Here is a 17411-nt window from a genome sequence, read left to right as displayed (position 1 = left end):
ATCACTTCTTGCAGTACGAGGCCCGCGCCTCGGTGATGAACTTCTTCGCGTTCCCGGAGGCGGCGTCGCCGTCGTACGGGCCGAGAATGCCGACCACGAAGGGCTCGAGGTTCTTGGCGTCGCGGCCCGACTTGTCGTACTCGCACGCGAACTGCGCGGCGTTGATCACGACGTCGTCGGGGGCCTTCACGCCGTCCTCGCGGACCTTCTTGATGAAGTCCTTGTCCTTCTGCGTCAGCGCCGGGTTCGCGGCCGAGCTCGCGCCCGGGTAGCCCGACGGTGCCGTGGCCGATCCGGGGGCGGTCGCGGGCAGCGACGTGGGCTCGCCCTCCACCGGCGTGGTGGGCGCCTCGACCGTCGAACTGCCGCCGCACGCGACGGCACCGAGCAGCAGGCCGCCCGTCATCACTGCGGCCGCGAGGGCTCCCCGAAGTCCAGCCATGTCTTCTCTCCTTGAAGTACGTCCGGAACGCAACGCTGCCAGGCTACCGGCAGCGCCGAAGCGCAACCCTCGGCCGGGCGTCAGCGTGCGGTCGCAACCCCGTTGACCAGGGCGATCACGCCGCGCTCGAAGCGCTGCTCGAAGCCGCCCGGGATGGGCGTGGAGTCGGCGACGGGGTAGCCGAGGCGTCCGCCCTCGTACCCCTGGCGGCCCCATTCGGCGAAGATCGGCCCGTTGTTCACCACGGTCGCGGGCGTCTTCGGCGACCAGTAGACCTGCCCGCCCTGGAAGCGCTGGAAGGCGCCGGCGGGGAGCTTCGTCTCGTCGCCCAGCGGCAGACCGAGCGCCGAGCGCTCGTAGTTCAGGGCGGCGTACTTGTCGCGGATCGCGCCGCGCACTGCGCGGGCGCCGGTCTGCGGGCTCCAGTAGACGGTGCCGTGCTGGAACTGCTGGTAGCGGCCCTTCTTGTCGGCCAGGGCGCGCTCGCCGCCGGTCGGGTACCCGAGCGGGCCGCCGGGGCCGCCCGTCCCCAGGTAGGCGCCGCCGATCGCGCCGCCCACGACCTGCGCGCCGGTGTCGGCCGACCAGAAGACCTGGCCGCCGCGGAAGTCCTGTGCGCGGCCCCCGGGCACGGCGTACTCGACGGTGACGCACGACCCCAGGGTCGGGGTCTTGGGCGCGGCCTCGCCGATGGCTCCGGCGATGCCGCAGGGCTTCGGGTTGGCGACGCCAAGGGCCGCCTGCACCTGCGGCCAGGCCTGGCCGTTCTCGAACTGCCAGTACGGCCAGCTGTGGTTGCCCGACGGGCGGTAGAGCGCGTTCGCGGGGATCCCGAGCCGGTTGAGCTCGATCGCGAAGGCCTGGTTGGACGAGCGGGCGAGCACCTCGAGCGCCATCGCCTGCAGATCGGTGGGCGCGCCGGTCCCGCCCGAGCCGTTGCCGGAGCTGAAGTACAGGCTGATGCCGCGCAACTTCTCCGCCAGCTTGAGCGGATCGTGCTGCGCCCAGGCGGGATCCGTGGGCGGGCCGTACATGGCGTCGGCGTTGAAGCCGCCCGCGTCGCGCATGGCGATCGCGATCGACTCGGGGGTGCCGGGGGTGCTCGTGGAGAGGATGCCCGAGTAGGAGCCGGCGAACCGGTACAGGCCCTTGTTGCGGGCGGCCAGGGTGAAGGCGGCGGTGCCGCCCATGGAGACGCCGGCGGCGGCGCGCGCGTCGGTGGCGCGCCAGCCCTGCTGCAGCAGCGGCGGCAGCTCCTTCGCGAGGAAGGTCTCCCACTGGTAATTCTTGCCGTTGTCGGGGCGCTTCCAGTCGGTGTACCAGCTGGACTGGCCGCCGACCGGCAGCACGACGGTGACGTTCTTGTCGCGGTAGAAGTCCGCGACGTTCGTCTCCAGCAGCCACCCGTTGCGGTCCTCGCGCGCCCGCATCCCGTCGAGCAGGTACAGCGTGGGGAACTTCGCCTTGGGGTCGGCGTACCAGTCGCGGGCGAGCAGCAGCTGGATCTTGATCGAATCGTTCATCGCCGCGGAGTAGACGGTGAGGTCCACCTGGTGATCGCCCTGCCACTGCGCGTCCGTGATCCGGGACTTCGCGGGGGCCGGGTCCGCGTGCGCGGGCGCGGGGTTCAGGGCCGACGGTGCCGCCACGACGGTGCCCGCCGCCACGGCCCCGGCGACGAGCAGCGTTCCGATTCGGCCCAGCGATGACATGGGACCAGTGTTACACGCGTGTCATTCGCCGTCCCGGTGCCGCGCCAGGGCGAGCTGTGACGAGCGCGACGGCGCGGGAACCGGCGCTCCGACCGGTCCGCACTCCCACCAGCGCAGCACGACCCTGCCGCGCCGGTGCCGGGTCGCGAGCCGCTCCTGCGCCGCCGCCACCTCGTTCGGGACGAACCTTTCGATGGGGCCCACGATCTCGGGCCGCCGCAGCACCCGCCGGTTCCACCACGCGAGGCGGTCCGCGACGCGGGTCGCCCGCCGGACGTTGGCGTCGACGCGCCGACGGTGCGCGAGCGTGTGGACGGTGTCGGCGCGCACCGCGACGATCGTGTCGACCGGGGAGAACCACGCGGTCAGCGCCGGGCCGAGGCCCGCGGCGTCGACGATCGCGTCCACCGGCGGCGCACCGTCGGACTCGAGGGCCGCGCCGTCGAGCACCAGGTCGGCCCCGATCCGCCGCAGCAGGGGCCCGTCGGCGGGGCGGGCGATCGCGATCGTGGTGAGCCCGGCCGCGCTCGCGGCGGAGACGAGGAACCGGCCGAGCGCGCCCGCGGCGCCGGTGATGGCCACTGCGGTTCCGGGGCCGAGCTCGTCCACGATGGACGAGGCGGTGACCCCGTTGAGGGGGATCGCGGCGGCGGCGTCGGCGGCGAGGCCGAAGGGCAGCGGCGCCGCGCGGTCCGCGTCGACCGCGACGTACTCGGCGTAGCTGCCCGCGTGCGCGCCGGCGCCGGGGAGGGTGAGGGCGTTGACCACGGCCCCGACGGGCAGCCGCGGGCTCCGCGAGGCGACCACCTCGCCCGCGCACTCCATGCCGAGGACCAGCCCCGGCCCCAGATCGCCCGCGTACGCGCGCATGCGCCCGGTCCGGAAGCTGACGTCGACGGGGTTGACGCCGCAGTACCGGTTGCGCAGGATGACGCGGTCGGGGCCGTCGAGGGCCTTGACGTCGTCGAACGCGGTGAGGACCTCGGGGCCGCCGAAGTCGTGGACGCCGATGCAGCGGCCGGCGAAGTCCACCTACCCCAGCCTCTCGGGATCGAGCCGGTCGAGCACGGATCGCCCCGGGCCGCCGCCGTACTCGGCCGCGGACCGCGGCGCGGCCGAGATCTCGACCAGGAGCCGCTGCAGCGCGACGGCCTCGGGGTAGCGGGTGTACCGGCGGCCGAACCTGCCGTCGAGCAGGTCGAGCCAGAACCGCACGAGCTTCGCCGTGCCCGCGGGGCTCCCGTCGGCCGGCGGCGTGAAGTCCAGGGCGACCGGGGGGACTGTGCCGGCGGTGGACCAGTGCCGGACGCGGTCGAAGTCCCACGCCGGGTCGTCGAAGCGGATCTCGAAGTACTCCCGCTCCCCGCCGCGCCCGACCGCCGTGATGTCGAAGACCCGGGAGCGGCTCGGGTGGCCGAATCCGGCGTACCCGGTGACCACGGCGCCGCCCAGCTCGAAGGCCAGCTGCACCGTCTCGGGCAGCACGGTGGCCGCCGCGGCGTAGTCGGACTCCACGACGGCCGTGGACCGGAGGCGGACGTCGCGGGCGCTGCCGCCGAGGAGGTGGATCGCGAGGTCGAGCGGGTGGATCACCTCGGAGACGACGCCGACGGTGGGACGCGGGTCGTCGAATCTGTTCTTGGCCCAGGCGAAGTCGATCCGGGCGATCCGCAGGCCCGCCGCGGCGACGCGGTTCCGCACATGGTCGACGGCCGCGGAGTAGCGCTCGATCGTGTTGAGCGCGAACCGGTCCCGCTCCGCCCACGCGGCCGCCCAGCCGGCCCCGACGTCCTGGTGCGGGGCGACGAGCGGCTTCTCGCTGACGACGAATCCCGGCGCGGCGCTGAGCAGATCCAGGATCGCGTCGTGCTGGTCGTCGTTGACGGCGTTGATGAGGAAGTCCGCGTCGCGCAGCGCGTCGGCCAGGTCGGTGGGGGCGAGCGCGGCGAGCCGGGCGGTGTCGCCGCGGCCGTGCTCGCGGACCTCGACCTCGGGCGCGCCGGCGAGCCGCGTGGCCGCGTGCAGCGCCTCACGCAACCGGGTGCCCTCGTAGCCGGTGCCGAACAGGTCCGCCCGGGTCATCGCAGGTCCTTCCGGAAGTGGGTCTCGCCGTCCTCGGCGTAACCCCTTCCCCGGTACAGCGCCTCCGCGGCCGGGGTCGACGCCAGCACGACGGTGCGCGCGCCCCGTCCCCGCAGCCATTCCTCCCCCGCCGCGGTCAGCCGCGCGGCGAGACCCCGGCCCCGCGCCGGCGGCGCGACGAACACGCCCTGGATCCAGCCCGTTCGACCGGTCGGGGCCGCGGGGCCCGCGAGGTGCCGGTCGACGATCGCCGTCAGCGTCCCCACCACGGCGCCGTCGACGACGGCCACCAGTGTGCGGGCGTCCGGGGTCGCACCCCGGAGCTCCTCGTCGAGCTGCGCCCGGTAGTGCGGGCGCCAGTCGTCGGCCCCCGTCGCCCAGGGCGCGCCCGGGTCCGAGGCGAACAGCTGCTCCCGCAACCGGACCACGGCGTCCACGTCGCCCGCGGCGAGCGCGCGGACGGCGAGGAGGGTCGCGGCGGTCACTCGATCCCCAGGTCACGGAAGACCGTTCCCAGCGCGGTCGCGAGGTGCTCGATGTGGTCGTACGTGTGCGCCGGGGTGACGTTGATCCGGAAGCGGCTGGTGCCCGCGGGCACGGTGGGCGGGTTGATCGGCTGGACGTAGATTCCGTACTCGTCGAACAGCTTTCGCGCGGCGCGGGTGCACAGGAGCGCATCGCCGATCCGCACCGGGAGGATGTGCGTGGAGGAGGCGGGCATCACCGTGATGCCGTGCGCCCGGAACCGCTGTCGCAGCAGCTCGGTCTTCGCCTGCAGATCGGCCCGCAGGTCCTCCGCCCCGCGGACGATCTCGACGCTGCGCCGCGCGGCCACGCAGGTCGCCGGCGGGAGCGCCGTGGTGAAGATGAAACCCGGTGCGAAGGAGCGGATCGCGTCGATCAGCCAGTCCCGGCCCGCGATGAATCCGCCGATGACGCCGATCGACTTGGCGAGAGTGCCCTGCACGATGTCGATCTCGTCCAGCAGCCCGAGCGAGGCCGCGATGCCCCTGCCCTGCGGTCCGTACATCCCGATCGCGTGCACCTCGTCCAGGAACACGAGGGCGCCGTGCTCCTTGGCGGCGGCGACGAGCTCGGCGATCGGCGCGACGTCGCCGTCCATCGAGTACACGGACTCGAAGACGACCAGCTTCGGCACCCCCGGGTCGGCGGCGCGCAGCTGCTCGCGCAGGTGGTCGACGTCGTTGTGGCGGAAGACGTGCCGCGCGTTCCGGTTCCGCCGGACCCCGGCGATGATCGACGCGTGGTTGAGCTCGTCGCTGAAGATCTGCAGCTCCGGGTAGACCAGGCTGAGCGCCTCGATGGTGGCGTCGTTCGAGCCGTAGCCGGTGGGGAACACCAGCGCTCGCTCCGTGCCGAACCACTCCGCCAACACCGCCTCCAGTGCGATGGTCTCGCGGTTCGTTCCGCCGATGTTCCGGGATCCGCCGGCGCCCACGCCGTACTCGGCGAGCGCGGCCTGCGCCGCCGCGATGACCTCCGGATGCTGCGCCATCGCGAGGTAGTCGTTGCTGCACCAGACCACCACATCGGGATCGCCCGACCCGTCGGCGCCGACCGCGGCGGCGGGGAAGGCACCCGCCCGGCGGTTGATGTTCGCGAAGGTGCGGTACTCGCCGACGGCGCGCAGCCGGTCGAGCCTGCCGCGCGCGACGGATTCGTAGTGGTTCTGGGTCGCGAGGAGGGAAGAAGACACGCCGGTACTCACTTTCGTCGAAGTGGTGGAGCGAGGAGGGTGGCCGAGAGGGTGCTGCGGATCGCGACCGTCAGGCGACGGTGGCGGTCTGATCGACGCCGGCGCCGCGGGCGATGCGGAGCCGGACGAGTTGGAGGAGGAGGGCGAGGAGGAGCGGACAGGCCGCGAGGAGCGCGAGGGAGCCGCCGACGGTGCCGCCGGCCACGAGGGCGGCGCCCGCGGCGGACCCGATGGCCGATCCGAGGTAGTTCGCGGACGCGTTCGCGGCGACGGCCGTCGGCCCGTTCTCGCGGGCGGCCGCGAGCAGCGTGTGCTGCTGCGGCGCCAGCGAGGACCATCCCAGCGCGCCCCAGAGGAAGAGCCCGGCGGCGAGGACGACCGCGGCGGGCTCGAGGCCGATCACGAGGAGGACGAGCGCGAGCGTGGCGGTGATCGCGGCCGTGATCGCGAGGGTGTTCTTCAGCGCGTCGACGATCCGCCCGATGGCGAAGACGCCCACCGCGCCGCCGATCCCCCAGATCCAGATGGAGAGCGTGAGGTGCTCCGACAGCGACGAGGTGGAGAGCAGCGGGCTGATGTAGGTGTACAGGCCGAGCGAGCCGATCCCCGTGACCAGGGTGACCAGCACCGTGAGCAGCGTGGGCGTCGCGGTCAGGGAGCGCAGGCGCGCGGTCAGGCCCGGCGCCTCGATGCGCGGCAGGGGCTCACCGCCGCGGAACCGCACGCCCAGGAGCGCGAGAACGCCGAGCGCGGTGATGATCCCGATCGTCGCGCGCCAGTCGATGCGCTGCGCCACGAGCAGGCCCAGCGGTACGCCGAAGACGCTGCCCGTCGCCATCCCGGCCAGCACCAGGCTCAGGGCCCGGCCCCGCCGCTCGGGCGCGACGAGGTGCGCCGCGACCGCGGAGGACAGCGGCGAGTACACGCCGGCGGCGGCACCGGCGATGACCCGCGCGACGATGAACACCGCGATCGTGGGCGCGAGGACGGTCAGCAGGTTGCCGGCGGCGAACACCGCCAGCGCGATGGTGAGGTTGCGGCCCGAGTCACGCCCGGCGTGCCCCGCGAGCAGCGGGCCCGAGACGGCGTACGCCCCGGTGAAGGCGGTGACGCCGAGGCCGACCAGAGACTGCGTGGTGTGCAGGTCGTCCGCGATCGTGGGCAGCAGGCCCGCGATCACGTAGGCGTCGAGTCCCAGCGCAACGCTGCCGATGATGAACGGCCACAAAGCTCGTACCACGGGCTATCACTCCCCACGTCGTCGCCGATCCGGCGAATTCCCATTCCTGCGCTAACTACATAGGAGCCCGTCCCCTCCGGCAACCGGTGGCGGCGGTTCGAGTCATCACTGCCCGCAACCTTGACGAGCCGACGTGATACGACTTCATGATCGGAAGACGGACGAAAACGGATGAGGTGATGGCATGGCGGACGCCGTGGGAACGCCGTTCACGCTGGACGTGAACGGGCTGACGATCGCGGGCGACCGCTGGGCCGCGTCCGGGGACGCGGGGACGACCCTCGTGCTGCTGCACGGCGGCGGCCAGACCCGACACTCGTGGGATCGCACGGCCGCGGCGCTCGCGCAGCGCGGGCACACCGTCATCACGCTCGACGCCCGCGGCCACGGCGACACCGCGTGGGCCGCGGACGGCGCGTACGCGCTGGGCGACTTCGTCGGGGACCTCCTGGGCGTGCTGCGCACGCTCGACGGTCCGCCGCCCGTGCTGATCGGGGCCTCCCTCGGCGGGATCACCAGCCTGTGCGCCGTCGGCGAGAACCCCGGGATCGCGTCCGCGCTGGTGCTGGTGGACGTCGTGGTGGACGCGGAGAAGAAGGGGATCGACCGGGTCACCGACTTCCTCGGGGCGCACACCGACGGATTCGCCACGCTCGACGAGGTCGCCGACGCCGTGGCCGCGTACAATCCGGCCCGCAAGCGCGGCCGCAACCTCGAGGGCCTGAAGAAGAACGTGCGGCAGCGCCCGGACGGCCGGTGGTACTGGCACTGGGACCCCGCCTTCATCCGCGGCGAGGACCGCAACGAGGCCCGCATCCAGGACAAGGGGCGGCTCGGCGCCGCGGCCGTGCACGTCACCGTCCCCACGCTCGTCGTGCGCGGCGGCAAGTCCGACGTGGTGAGCGACGAGGGCGTGGCGAAGATGCTGGAGCGGGTCCCGCACGCCGAGGTCGCCGACGTCAGCGGCGCCGGGCACATGGTGGCGGGCGACGACAATCAGGTCTTCGCCGCCGCGATCGAGGACTTCCTCGACCGTCACGACCTCTGAGACCGCGCCGTACCGTCTCCTGGGGGCCTTCGGCCCGTCAGGCGCGCGAGGCGGGCTTCGACCGGAGCATCGCGGCATCTGCCGCGGCGATGGCGGCGCCGGTGTCCGAGTGCTCGGACACACGGACGGCGCCGACCGTCGTGCTCACCTCGACCTCGGTGCCGCCGACCGCGATCGGCGCCCGCCCGACGGACTCCCGCAAGCGCTCGACGAACTCGTCCGGATCGGCGTCCGCCGCGCGGGAGACGATCACGAACTCGTCGCCGCCGACCCGGTAGACCGCGTCGTCCGGCCCCATCGCCGAATCGATGCGACGGGCGACGCCGCGCAGCAGTTCATCGCCCGCGCCGTGCCCGAGCCCGTCGTTGAACCGTTTGAACCGATCCAGGTCGGCGTACGCCACCACGGTGACGGTCGCGGCCTGGTCCTCGTCCGCGAGCATCAGCTCGAGGGCGTGCCGGTTCGGCAGCCGGGTGATCGCGTCGGTGGTCGCAGTGCTGTGCAGGGTCCTGGCCGCCGACCGCAGCTCGAGGACGCTCATCGCGAGGTCCGCCAGGTCGGCGAGTCCCTGGATCTGGCGATCGCTGAGTTCCCGCGGCTCGGGGCCGTAGATGCGGACCGTCCCCACCGGCAGCCGGTCCGAGGTGCAGATCGGGGCCGCCGCGAACAGGTGGATCGTGGGCTTGGCCAGATGCAGGAAGCGCTTCGCCTGGAAGCGCTCGTCCACCTGTGCATCCGGCGCGTACAGGACCTTGTCGTCCTCGATGGCGAGCGCGCAGAGGCTGTCCTCGCGCGAGGCGTGCACGGGCGGCGTGCCGTACGACGCGACCGTGTAGTGCCGGTCGAAGTCGAGGATGTTCACGGACCCGAACGGCACACCGCACAGCACCGCGGACAGTTCGGCGATCCGCTCCAAGTCGGGGACCGGCGGCGAGTCCATGATGCGCAGCGACTTCACCGCCGCGACGCGGTCGTGTTCCCGGGGGTGCAACAGGACGGTCACGGTTGCATCTCCTACTGAAGCTCGGTTCGTCTTGCTATTCGAAACAGGGTACGCCGTCCAGCACGGGGAAGAGCCGCATTGCGCCATGCGAAGGTTCGGTCTATCGGGTGGCCGTGCCGGCGTCGCCCGACGTCCGCGAGTGGACCGCCGGCTCGAGGACGGCGCCCGGGTTCAGCAGCCCGGCCGGGTCCCACGCGTGTTTGAGGCGACGCATCAGGGCCACCTGTTCCGGGCCGCGCTGCCGCTCGAGCCAGGCGCGCTTCGCCCGGCCGACACCGTGTTCCGCGCTGACGGTGCCGCCGAGGGCCAGCACCTGCTCCAGCACCGCCGCCTCCAGCCGCTCGGCGAACTCCTCCGAGAATCCGCGCTCCGGCGCCGACGGGCCGGGCAGCAGGTTGACGTGCAGGTTGCCCTCGGCGAGGTGCCCGAACAGCACCGGCTCCACCTCGATGCCGGCGCTGTCGGCGACCTCGCGGACGGTGCGGACCACGGCCTCCCGCGCGGCGGCGAAGGCGGCGAGCGACACGCCCACGTCGAGCTTCACCGGCACCCCGGCGGCGCCCACCGCTTCGGTGGTGCGGGAACGGTAGCGCCACAGCCTGGTTCGATTTTCCGGCCCGGCGACGGCGATCCGGTCGTCCGGGAGGAGCCCGGCGACGACTCCCGCCGCCTCGGGCGCACCGTCGAACTCCGCGAGCACCCAGCAGCCGTCCGTCGGGAGCGGCGCGGGCGCGTCGAGGTGGGCGGCGACGCGGGCGACGGCGGCACCATCGGACCACTCCAGCGCGAGGAGCCCGGGCAGGCCCCGCAGCACGGGCACCGCCGCGACGGCCTCCTCCGGCGACGGGAAGGCGAGCGCGAGCACCGTCCGCGCGCGGGGCGCGGGATCGAGGCGCCAGGTGACGTCGGTGATGACGGCGAGGGTGCCCTCGGACCCGACGAGCTGGCCGACGAGGTCGTAGCCGGTGTTGTCCTTGACGGGCGGACGGCGGCGGTCGAGGACGGCACCGTCGGGCAGGACGGCCCGCAGCCCGGCGATGCGGGCCCGCGCCGAGCCGTAGCGGAGCACTTCCGCTCCCCCGGCGTTGGTGGCGGCCGCGCCGCCGACGGTCGCCGACTCTCCCGACGCGAGCGAGAGGCCGCAGGTCAGGCCGCGCGCGGCGGCGAAGGACTCCAACGCCGCGAGGGTGACGCCCGCGCCGGCGACGACGGCACCGTCGGACACCTCGCCGATCGCGTCGAGCCCGCGCAGCGACAGCACGACGGCGCCGGCGGGCGGCACCGCCCCGGCGACGAGCCCGGTGTTGCCGCCCTGCGGGACCACCGGCACGCCCGCGGCGGCGCACTCCCGGACGACGGCGGAGACCGCCTCGACAGTCCGCGGGCGCGCGACGATCGCGGGCCCGCCGCGCCACCGGCCGGTCCAGTCGGCGACGTACCCGGCGACGGCGTCCGCGTCGGCGAGCACGGAGCAGTCCGCGATCGCCCGCAACGCCCCGCTGATCGCCATCAGGGCTTCGGCATCGACTTCTGATCGTCGGTGAGCGGCGGCGGGACGTCCATGCGGCACATCCGCAGCGTGTACTCCGGCACCCGGTCGATGCGCAGCTTCATGTTCGCGAGCGAGAGCTTGAAGTTCCGCTTGAACAGGTCGAAGGTGAGCGGCGCGGAGTACGAGTCCTGCAGCTGCTGGATCTGCGGGCAGGTCAGCGCGACGCGCGACTGATTCACCCAGTCCGGGTCGATGAACGGCGGCAGCGCCGGCTTCTTCGGGTAGGCCTTCGCCTCGGCGACGGCCCAGTCCGGGAACATCTCCTTGTCGTGCCCGATGCGCCCGTCCTCGAGCCGCGCGGTGTGCGAGGCCATCGGCCAGGCGAGGCCGATCTGGTCCCAGACGCGCACGTCGAGCGGCAGGTTCATACCGGTCATGCCGAGGTTGGTGAAGAAGACGGTCTGCCGCAGCGGCACGTCGTCGGGTCGCGGGTAGGGCAGCGGATCGATGAACCACCAGTCGTAGTCGAACGACGGCAGGTAGACGCCGCCGCGCGGGGTCGCGCGCAGGATCTCCTGCAGCGACGTCATGCGCGGGTAGTCGAGGTAGTCGTCCGCGGTGAGCGGGTGCGCGTGGCCCGTCTGCAGCGAGTAGAAGGCCCGCTCGTCGACGATGCCGCTGGTCCCGATCGCGGTGCCGTCGGGCTGGCCGCGGAAAGTCGTCGCGTGCAGCGCCCAGCCGAGGACCAGCACCCACAGGACGGCCGCGACCGCGGCGCCGGCGGTGCCGGTGGCGAGGCGGGCGATGCCGCGGACCGTCGAATCCTCGGGGCGGCGGGACGGTATCCGTAGCGGGATCACCATGACCGGCAGGAGCAGCAGGAACAGCGGCGCGAGCAGCACGCGGCCCGACATGAAGTCGCCGCCCTGGCGCAGCCAGTACAGCGTCTCGATGAGGCCGCCGAGGAACATCACGGCGACGATCACCGCGGGTCGCTGCAGGTGATCGCGCAGGCCGCGGACGCCGCCGCGCGGCAGCCGGAAGCGGCCGGTCAGCGGGGTGCGGGCGCCGCGCGCGGGCAGCAGGATGATCGGCATCGCGACCGCCAGCGCCAGCACCGGCAGCCACAGGGAGTACGGCTCGACCAGGTTCATCAGGTAGGCGAAGCCCTGGCCCCACTTCGAGCCGCTGGCGTCCTTGGCGACGGCCGTGTTGGGCACGGGCAGGCCGTAGTAGCCCATCCGGAAGATCTGGTACCCGACGGGCAGCAGGCCGGCGGCGGCGGTCAGCGCGAGCCGCAGCTTCAGCCCGACGGGCGCGAGGAACATGACGATGAGGACGAGGCCGCCGACGACCGCCATCTCGGGCCGCACCAGCCAGGACAGGCCGGCGACGAAGGCCGTCGCGCACGTGAGGATCCAGTAGCGGACCTGATCGCGCCGCTCGACGGGCGCGCGGTCGGCCTGCGACCAGCAGATCGCGAGGTACCACAGCAGCGCCACCCAGAAGATGGTCAGCGAGACCTCGAGGCCGGAGGTCGCGAAGTCGCGGGCCGGGGGCAGCGCCATGTAGACGAGGCCGCCGGCGGGCAGGAGCAGCAGGCCGGAGCCGCGCAGCCGCGCCCAGCCCGGGCCGCCGCGGTACAGGCGGGCCGTGCCGAGCATGGCCAGGGGGATCGCGGCGACGGACAGCACCAGCGCGACGGTGAGCACCACGTACTCGGTCTGCACGCCGCTGATCCAGGAGAAGAACCAGATGAGGTACGTCCAGGCGGCGGAGGTGTTGACCTCGACGCGCTCGCCCGCGTTGAAGACGGGGCCGTTGCCGGCCAGCAGGTTCCGGACGGTGCGCAGCACGATGAGGCCGTCGTCGGCGATCCACCGGCGCTGCCAGGCGCCGAAGCCGAACAGGACCGCGCACGCCGCCACCCCGAGCCAGAAGCTGACTCGGGGTGCGGAGAAGGTCGACGGGGCCGTGCCGGCGGACTCGCCGGCCTCGGCGTCAGGCGAAGTAGACCGCGGCAACGACTGTTCCGATCCACGCGATCGCGAGCACCTGCAGCACGCGATCACCCAGGGCGATCTCCTCCGGCTCGCCCGCCTCGCCGCCGTCGACGTCGACGGCGTAGCGCAGGATCGCGACGGTGAAGGGCACCATCGACAGGGCGTACCAGATGTTGTCCGGGTGCTTCGTCGTGTCGAAGGCCCACATGCCGTAGCAGAGGACGACGGCCGTGGCCGCCAGCGTCCAGACGAACCGCAGGTACGAGGTGGTGTAGTACTCCAGCGACTTGCGGATCTTCGCGCCGGTGCGCTCGGCGAGCTGCAGCTCCGCGTACCGCTTGCCCGCGGCCATGAACAGCGAGCCGAAGGCCATCACCAGCAGGAACCACTGCGACAGGCCCTTGGGCAGCTCCGCGGCCACGCCACCGGCGACGGCGCGCAGCAGGAAGCCCGAGCTCACGATGCAGATGTCGATCACGGCCTGGTGCTTGAGGCCGAAGCAGTAGCCCAGCTGGATCACGATGTAGGCGGCGATCACGATCGCCAGTTCCTTGTTCGCGAGCAGCGAGACCGCGATGGCCGCGGCGCCGAACAGGAACGACAGCACGTAGGCCAGGTTCACCGGCACCACGCCGGCGGCGATCGGGCGGTAGCGCTTGGTGGGGTGCTGGCGGTCGGCCTCGACGTCAAGGGCGTCGTTGATCAGGTAGATCGACGACGCGGCCAGGCAGAACGCGACGAACGCGATGCCGACGTTCCCGAAGTTGACGAACTCCAGCTGGTCGCGCCCGGCGGCCAGCGGGGCCACCACGACGAGGACGTTCTTGACCCACTGCCGGGGCCGGATCGCCTTGATCAGTCCGGCGGCGAGGTTCGACGGTGCCTTCGGCTCGCCGTGCTCGATCGGCTCCTCGCTCATCAACCCTGCTTCCCGTTGTTCCGGCACGCCGCGCGGCGCGTCCACAGTCTCTCACCCTCGATCGCGGCCAACGCGGTCGCCGCTCCGATCGCGGCGCCGGCGGCGACGTCCGTCGGGTAGTGCACGCCCAGCACCATGCGGGAGGTGAGCATCGGCGGCACCACCGCGGCGGGCGCCAGCACGGCGCCGCCCGGGACGCCGGACGCGCGGCCCAGCAGGATCGCACCGGCCGTCGAGCTGGTGGCGTGCGACGACGGGAAGCTGAGCTTGCTCGGGGTGCCGACGCCGACCGTGATGTACGGATGGTCGGGGCGCTTGCGGCGCACGATCCGCTTGATCACGACGGACGCCGCGTGCGCGACGAACGCGCCGACCCCCGCGGTGACGTACTCCTTGCGGCGCTTCGGCTGCAGCACCGCGCCGAGCGCGGCGAGGCCGAGCCAGCCGAGGGAGTGCTCGCCGAAGTGGCTGAGGCCGCGGGCCGCGGGCAGCACGCCGGGGCGGCCGGCCAGCTGCGCCTGGACGCCGACGAGGATCATCTCCTCGGGGCTCAGGGCCTGCTCCGGGGCGTTGCTCACTTGCTCTCCTCGATCTCGTTCCGCTCCGCTTCCCGCGCCGCGGGCTCGAAGATCTCGGACCACGCCTCGCGGCTGGTCAGGTCGGCGTACGCGGCGCGGTAGCGCTGCTGCATCTCGGCGAACCGGCGGTCCACCTCGCGGTGCACGGCCAGGCTCTCGCGCATGAGCGCGAACATCTTCTCCCGGTCGCGCTGGCGGTAGACCACGCCGCGGCCGTCGGCCGTGGTCACGGTGACCCCGTCGACCCGGCCCAGGCTGAACCAGCGCGCCTCGAGCGGCGGGTAGTTGGCCTGCGGCACCTCGTGATTGTGCGGATCGGCGGGGCGCAGGTTGTTGCGCACGGCCTTGACCAGCGTCGACACCTTGGTGACGGGGTTCAGCGGGATCCGCGTGCCGAACGCCGTGGCCTGCCCGCTGGTGCGCGGCAGCTCGGTGGCACTGGGCAGCACGACGGCGTCCGGGTACTCCTTGCGCATCGCGGCGATCTTCGGCAGCGCGGTGGGCAGCAGCTCGTAGAGCGCCTCGGGACCGCGGAGGAAGTCGCGCATGGCCTCGATCTGGATCGCGACCGTCGAGTACTCGAGGCACAGCAGGTGCTTCATGAGCGCCTTGATCGAGCTCTTGATGATGCCGCGGTGATCGCCCTCATGGTGGATCGACGCGACGACGAGCCGGTTGCGCAGGTGGAAGTAGGCCTGCCAGTCGATGGCGTCGTCCTTGTCGGACCAGGCCATGTGCCAGATCGCGATGCCGGGCACCGTCGCCGTCGGGTAGCCGGCGCGGGCGGCGCGCAGGCCGTAGTCCCAGTCGTCCCACTTGATGAACAGCGGCAGCGGCAGCCCGATCTCCTCGGCGGCGACGCGAGGGATGAGGCACATCCACCAGCCGTTGCCGTCGACGTCGATGCGCCGGTGCAGGTTCTTGCTGTTCTCCTTGTCGGAGAGCGGGTACTCGGCGAAGTCGTGGTCGTACTCGACGAACGGCGCCGCGGTCCACATGAAGGCGTTGCGGTCGATGACCTCGCCCATGCAGTGCAGGTGGCTGCGGTCCTGCAGGTTGAGCATCTGCCCGCCGACCAGCATCGGGGTCTTCGCGAACCGGGCGAACTGCAGCGCGCGCAGGATCGAGTCGGGCTCGATCGCGATGTCGTCGTCCATGTACAGCACGTACGGGCTGTCGGTGAGGCGCAGCGCCTCGTACATGATCCGGCCGTAGCCGCCGGAGCCGCCGAGGTTGCCCTGCTCGAAGCGGCGGTAGCGCTCGCCCAGCGGGGCGATCGCGGCCGCGTAGTCCGGGTGGTCGATGACCTTCTTGTTGCCCTGGTCGGGCATGAGCACGGCGTCGATCACGCCGTCGACCAGCGGATCGCTGGTCAGCGCGGCGATCGCGGCGACGGCGTCGTCGGGCCGGTTGAAGGTGGGGATGCCGACGGTGACGCGCTTGTCCGGCAGGCCCTCCTCGCCGATCGTCGCGTACCAGCCGGCGGAGATGATCTCGGTGTCGCTGTCCGCGGTCACGTCGAACCAGATCCAGCCGCCGTCCTCGAACGGGCCGAGGTCGGTGGCGAACTCGGCGACGCCGTAGCCGGTGGCGTCGGTCTGGACCAGGTCGCCGCCCAGGGCGATGCGCGCACCGTCGACCTTGGAGCGGTAGAGGTCGACGCGGGCCGTGCCCTTGAGCTCGATCCGCAGCACCACGTCCTTCAGGACGGTCCAGCGGCGCCAGTACGACGCCGGGAAGGCGTTGAAGTAGGTGGCGAAGCTGACCTCGGACTCGCCCGCGACGTTGAGCGACGTGCGGGTGGGGGCGTGCGAGCGGCGCGAGTTGGTCTCGGCCTCCTCGAGGTACAGCGAGCGCACGTCGAGCGGCTCACCCGGGCGCGGCAGGATGACGCGCTGCAGAAGGGTCTTGGCGCTGGTCACTCAGGCCTCCTCGGTGAGCGCGGCACCGGTTTCGAGATGCGGGCGCAGGGTGTTGTCGAACATCGACAACGCGCTGGCGATCGCCATGTGCATGTCGAGGTACTGGTAGGTGCCGAGCCGGCCGCCGAACAGGACCTTCCGCTCCGCGGCCTCGGTCTTGGCGAGCGCCCGGTAGGCCGCGAGCATCTCGCGGTCCGACGGGGTGTTGATCGGGTAGTAGGGCTCGTCGTCGTCGTTGGCGAAGCGGCCGAACTCGCGCATGATGACCGTCTTGTCGGACGGGTACGTCGTGCGCTCGGGGTGGAAGTGGCGGAACTCGTGGATGCGCGTGTACTGCACGTCGGCGTCGTTGTAGTTCATCACCGGGGTGCCCTGGAAGTCGCCGACCGGGAGGACCTCGGTCTCGAAGTCCAGGGTGCGCCAGCCGAGGCGGCCGGCGGAGTAGTCGAAGTAGCGGTCCAGCGGGCCGGTGTAGACGATCGGCGCGTCCGGGGAGGCGGCGACGACGGCGTCGCGCACGTCGAACCAGTCGGTGTCGAGCCGCACGTCGATGAGGTCCGAGGCGGCCATGTTCTCGAGCCAGGCGGTGTACCCGTCGACGGGCAGGCCCTCGTGGGTGTCGCTGAAGTACCGGTTGTCGAAGTTGTAGCGCACCGGCAGGCGGGTGATGTTGCCGGCGGGCAGGTTCTTCGGGTCGGTCTCCCACTGCTTGGCCGTGTAGTGCTTGATGAACGCCTCGTAGAGGGGGCGGCCGACCAGGGAGATCGCCTTCTCCTCGAAGTTCGCGGCGTCCTTGGAGTCGAACTCGGCGGCCTGCTCCTGGATCAGCGCCTTCGCCTCGTCGGGCGTGAAGTAGCGGCCGAAGAACTGGCTGACGAGGCCGAGGCCCATCGGGAACTGGTAGGCCTGGCCCTTGTGCATCGCGAAGACGCGGTGCTGGTAGCCGGTGAAGTCGGTGAACTTGTTGACGTACTCCCACACCCGCTCGTTGGAGGTGTGGAAGAGGTGCGCACCGTACTTGTGGATCTCGATGCCGGTCTCCGGCTCGGCCTCCGAGTAGGCGTTGCCGCCCAGGTGCGGGCGGCGCTCGATGATCAGCACCCGCTTTCCCAGCTCAGCGGCCGTGCGCTCGGCGACGGTCAGGCCGAAGAAGCCGGAGCCGACCACGATCAGGTCATAGGACTGGGGGGAAGAGGTTGCCACGGACGTTCAGGGTACCGGCCGGGCGGCGTGGATGACGCCACCCGGCCCGG

General features: G+C 72.3%; 15 protein-coding genes. 1 reads left to right on the top strand and 14 read right to left on the bottom strand.

Features of this window, described 5'->3' with window-relative positions; translation table 11 throughout:
- Nucleotide 1: 1 nt before the first annotated feature.
- The 7 genes from WFK95_RS00920 to WFK95_RS00890 all read right to left on the bottom strand — a co-directional run bounded on the left by WFK95_RS00920 (nt 2) and on the right by WFK95_RS00890 (nt 7193).
- Complete coding sequence (locus WFK95_RS00920; RefSeq protein ID WP_336669613.1) at nt 2-442, bottom strand: DUF732 domain-containing protein; 441 nt, start codon at nt 440-442, stop codon at nt 2-4.
- An 80-nt stretch (nt 443-522) separates the two neighbouring features.
- Entirely contained in the window at nt 523-2154 is a 1632-nt protein-coding gene (locus tag WFK95_RS00915) for an alpha/beta hydrolase-fold protein (protein WP_336669612.1), read from the bottom strand.
- 21 nt (nt 2155-2175) lie between these two features.
- Nucleotides 2176-3186: an alcohol dehydrogenase catalytic domain-containing protein gene (locus WFK95_RS00910; protein ID WP_336669611.1), complete on the bottom strand. Its 1011-nt coding sequence runs from the start codon at nt 3184-3186 to the stop codon at nt 2176-2178.
- Nucleotides 3187-4236, bottom strand: coding sequence for a hypothetical protein (locus WFK95_RS00905; RefSeq protein ID WP_336669610.1), 1050 nt, complete (start codon nt 4234-4236; stop codon nt 3187-3189).
- Nucleotides 4233-4721 carry a GNAT family N-acetyltransferase gene (locus WFK95_RS00900; protein ID WP_336669609.1) on the bottom strand — a complete coding sequence of 163 codons (489 nt, stop codon included), beginning with the start codon at nt 4719-4721 and terminating at the stop codon, nt 4233-4235. Before WFK95_RS00900 ends, WFK95_RS00905 begins: the two co-directional genes overlap by 4 nt.
- Complete coding sequence (gene hemA / locus WFK95_RS00895) at nt 4718-5953, bottom strand: 5-aminolevulinate synthase (RefSeq protein ID WP_336669608.1); 1236 nt, start codon at nt 5951-5953, stop codon at nt 4718-4720. The genes WFK95_RS00900 and hemA overlap by 4 nt, the downstream gene beginning before the upstream one ends.
- A 70-nt stretch (nt 5954-6023) precedes the next feature.
- Nucleotides 6024-7193 carry an MFS transporter gene (locus tag WFK95_RS00890; protein ID WP_336669607.1) on the bottom strand — a complete coding sequence of 390 codons (1170 nt, stop codon included), beginning with the start codon at nt 7191-7193 and terminating at the stop codon, nt 6024-6026.
- A 184-nt stretch (nt 7194-7377) separates the two neighbouring features.
- Between WFK95_RS00890 and WFK95_RS00885 the strand changes: the two genes are divergently transcribed.
- Entirely contained in the window at nt 7378-8241 is an 864-nt protein-coding gene (locus WFK95_RS00885) for an alpha/beta fold hydrolase (RefSeq protein ID WP_336669606.1), read from the top strand.
- A 37-nt stretch (nt 8242-8278) separates the two neighbouring features.
- Here WFK95_RS00885 and WFK95_RS00880 read toward each other — a convergent pair whose 3' ends face one another.
- From WFK95_RS00880 to glf, 7 genes are all read right to left on the bottom strand, one after another.
- Nucleotides 8279-9244: a GGDEF domain-containing protein gene (locus WFK95_RS00880; protein WP_336669605.1), complete on the bottom strand. Its 966-nt coding sequence runs from the start codon at nt 9242-9244 to the stop codon at nt 8279-8281.
- A gap of 100 nt (nt 9245-9344) precedes the next feature.
- Nucleotides 9345-10754, bottom strand: coding sequence for an FAD-binding oxidoreductase (locus WFK95_RS00875; RefSeq protein WP_336669604.1), 1410 nt, complete (start codon nt 10752-10754; stop codon nt 9345-9347).
- Entirely contained in the window at nt 10754-12760 is a 2007-nt protein-coding gene (gene zomB / locus WFK95_RS00870) for a flagellar motor control protein ZomB (RefSeq protein ID WP_336669603.1), read from the bottom strand. Before zomB ends, WFK95_RS00875 begins: the two co-directional genes overlap by 1 nt.
- Complete coding sequence (locus WFK95_RS00865) at nt 12738-13658, bottom strand: decaprenyl-phosphate phosphoribosyltransferase (protein ID WP_224648007.1); 921 nt, start codon at nt 13656-13658, stop codon at nt 12738-12740. The genes zomB and WFK95_RS00865 overlap by 23 nt, the downstream gene beginning before the upstream one ends.
- Nucleotides 13658-14197: a phosphatase PAP2 family protein gene (locus tag WFK95_RS00860; protein ID WP_336670127.1), complete on the bottom strand. Its 540-nt coding sequence runs from the start codon at nt 14195-14197 to the stop codon at nt 13658-13660. The genes WFK95_RS00865 and WFK95_RS00860 overlap by 1 nt, the downstream gene beginning before the upstream one ends.
- A 35-nt stretch (nt 14198-14232) precedes the next feature.
- Nucleotides 14233-16158: a glycosyltransferase gene (locus WFK95_RS00855; protein WP_336669602.1), complete on the bottom strand. Its 1926-nt coding sequence runs from the start codon at nt 16156-16158 to the stop codon at nt 14233-14235.
- Nucleotides 16159-17361, bottom strand: coding sequence for a UDP-galactopyranose mutase (glf, locus tag WFK95_RS00850; protein WP_224648005.1), 1203 nt, complete (start codon nt 17359-17361; stop codon nt 16159-16161).
- Nucleotides 17362-17411 lie beyond the last annotated feature (50 nt).

The organism is Tsukamurella sp. USMM236 (assembly GCF_037148755.1).
Taxonomy (GTDB): Bacteria; Actinomycetota; Actinomycetes; order Mycobacteriales; family Mycobacteriaceae; genus Tsukamurella.
This window is presented reverse-complemented; position numbering and strand designations above follow the sequence as displayed.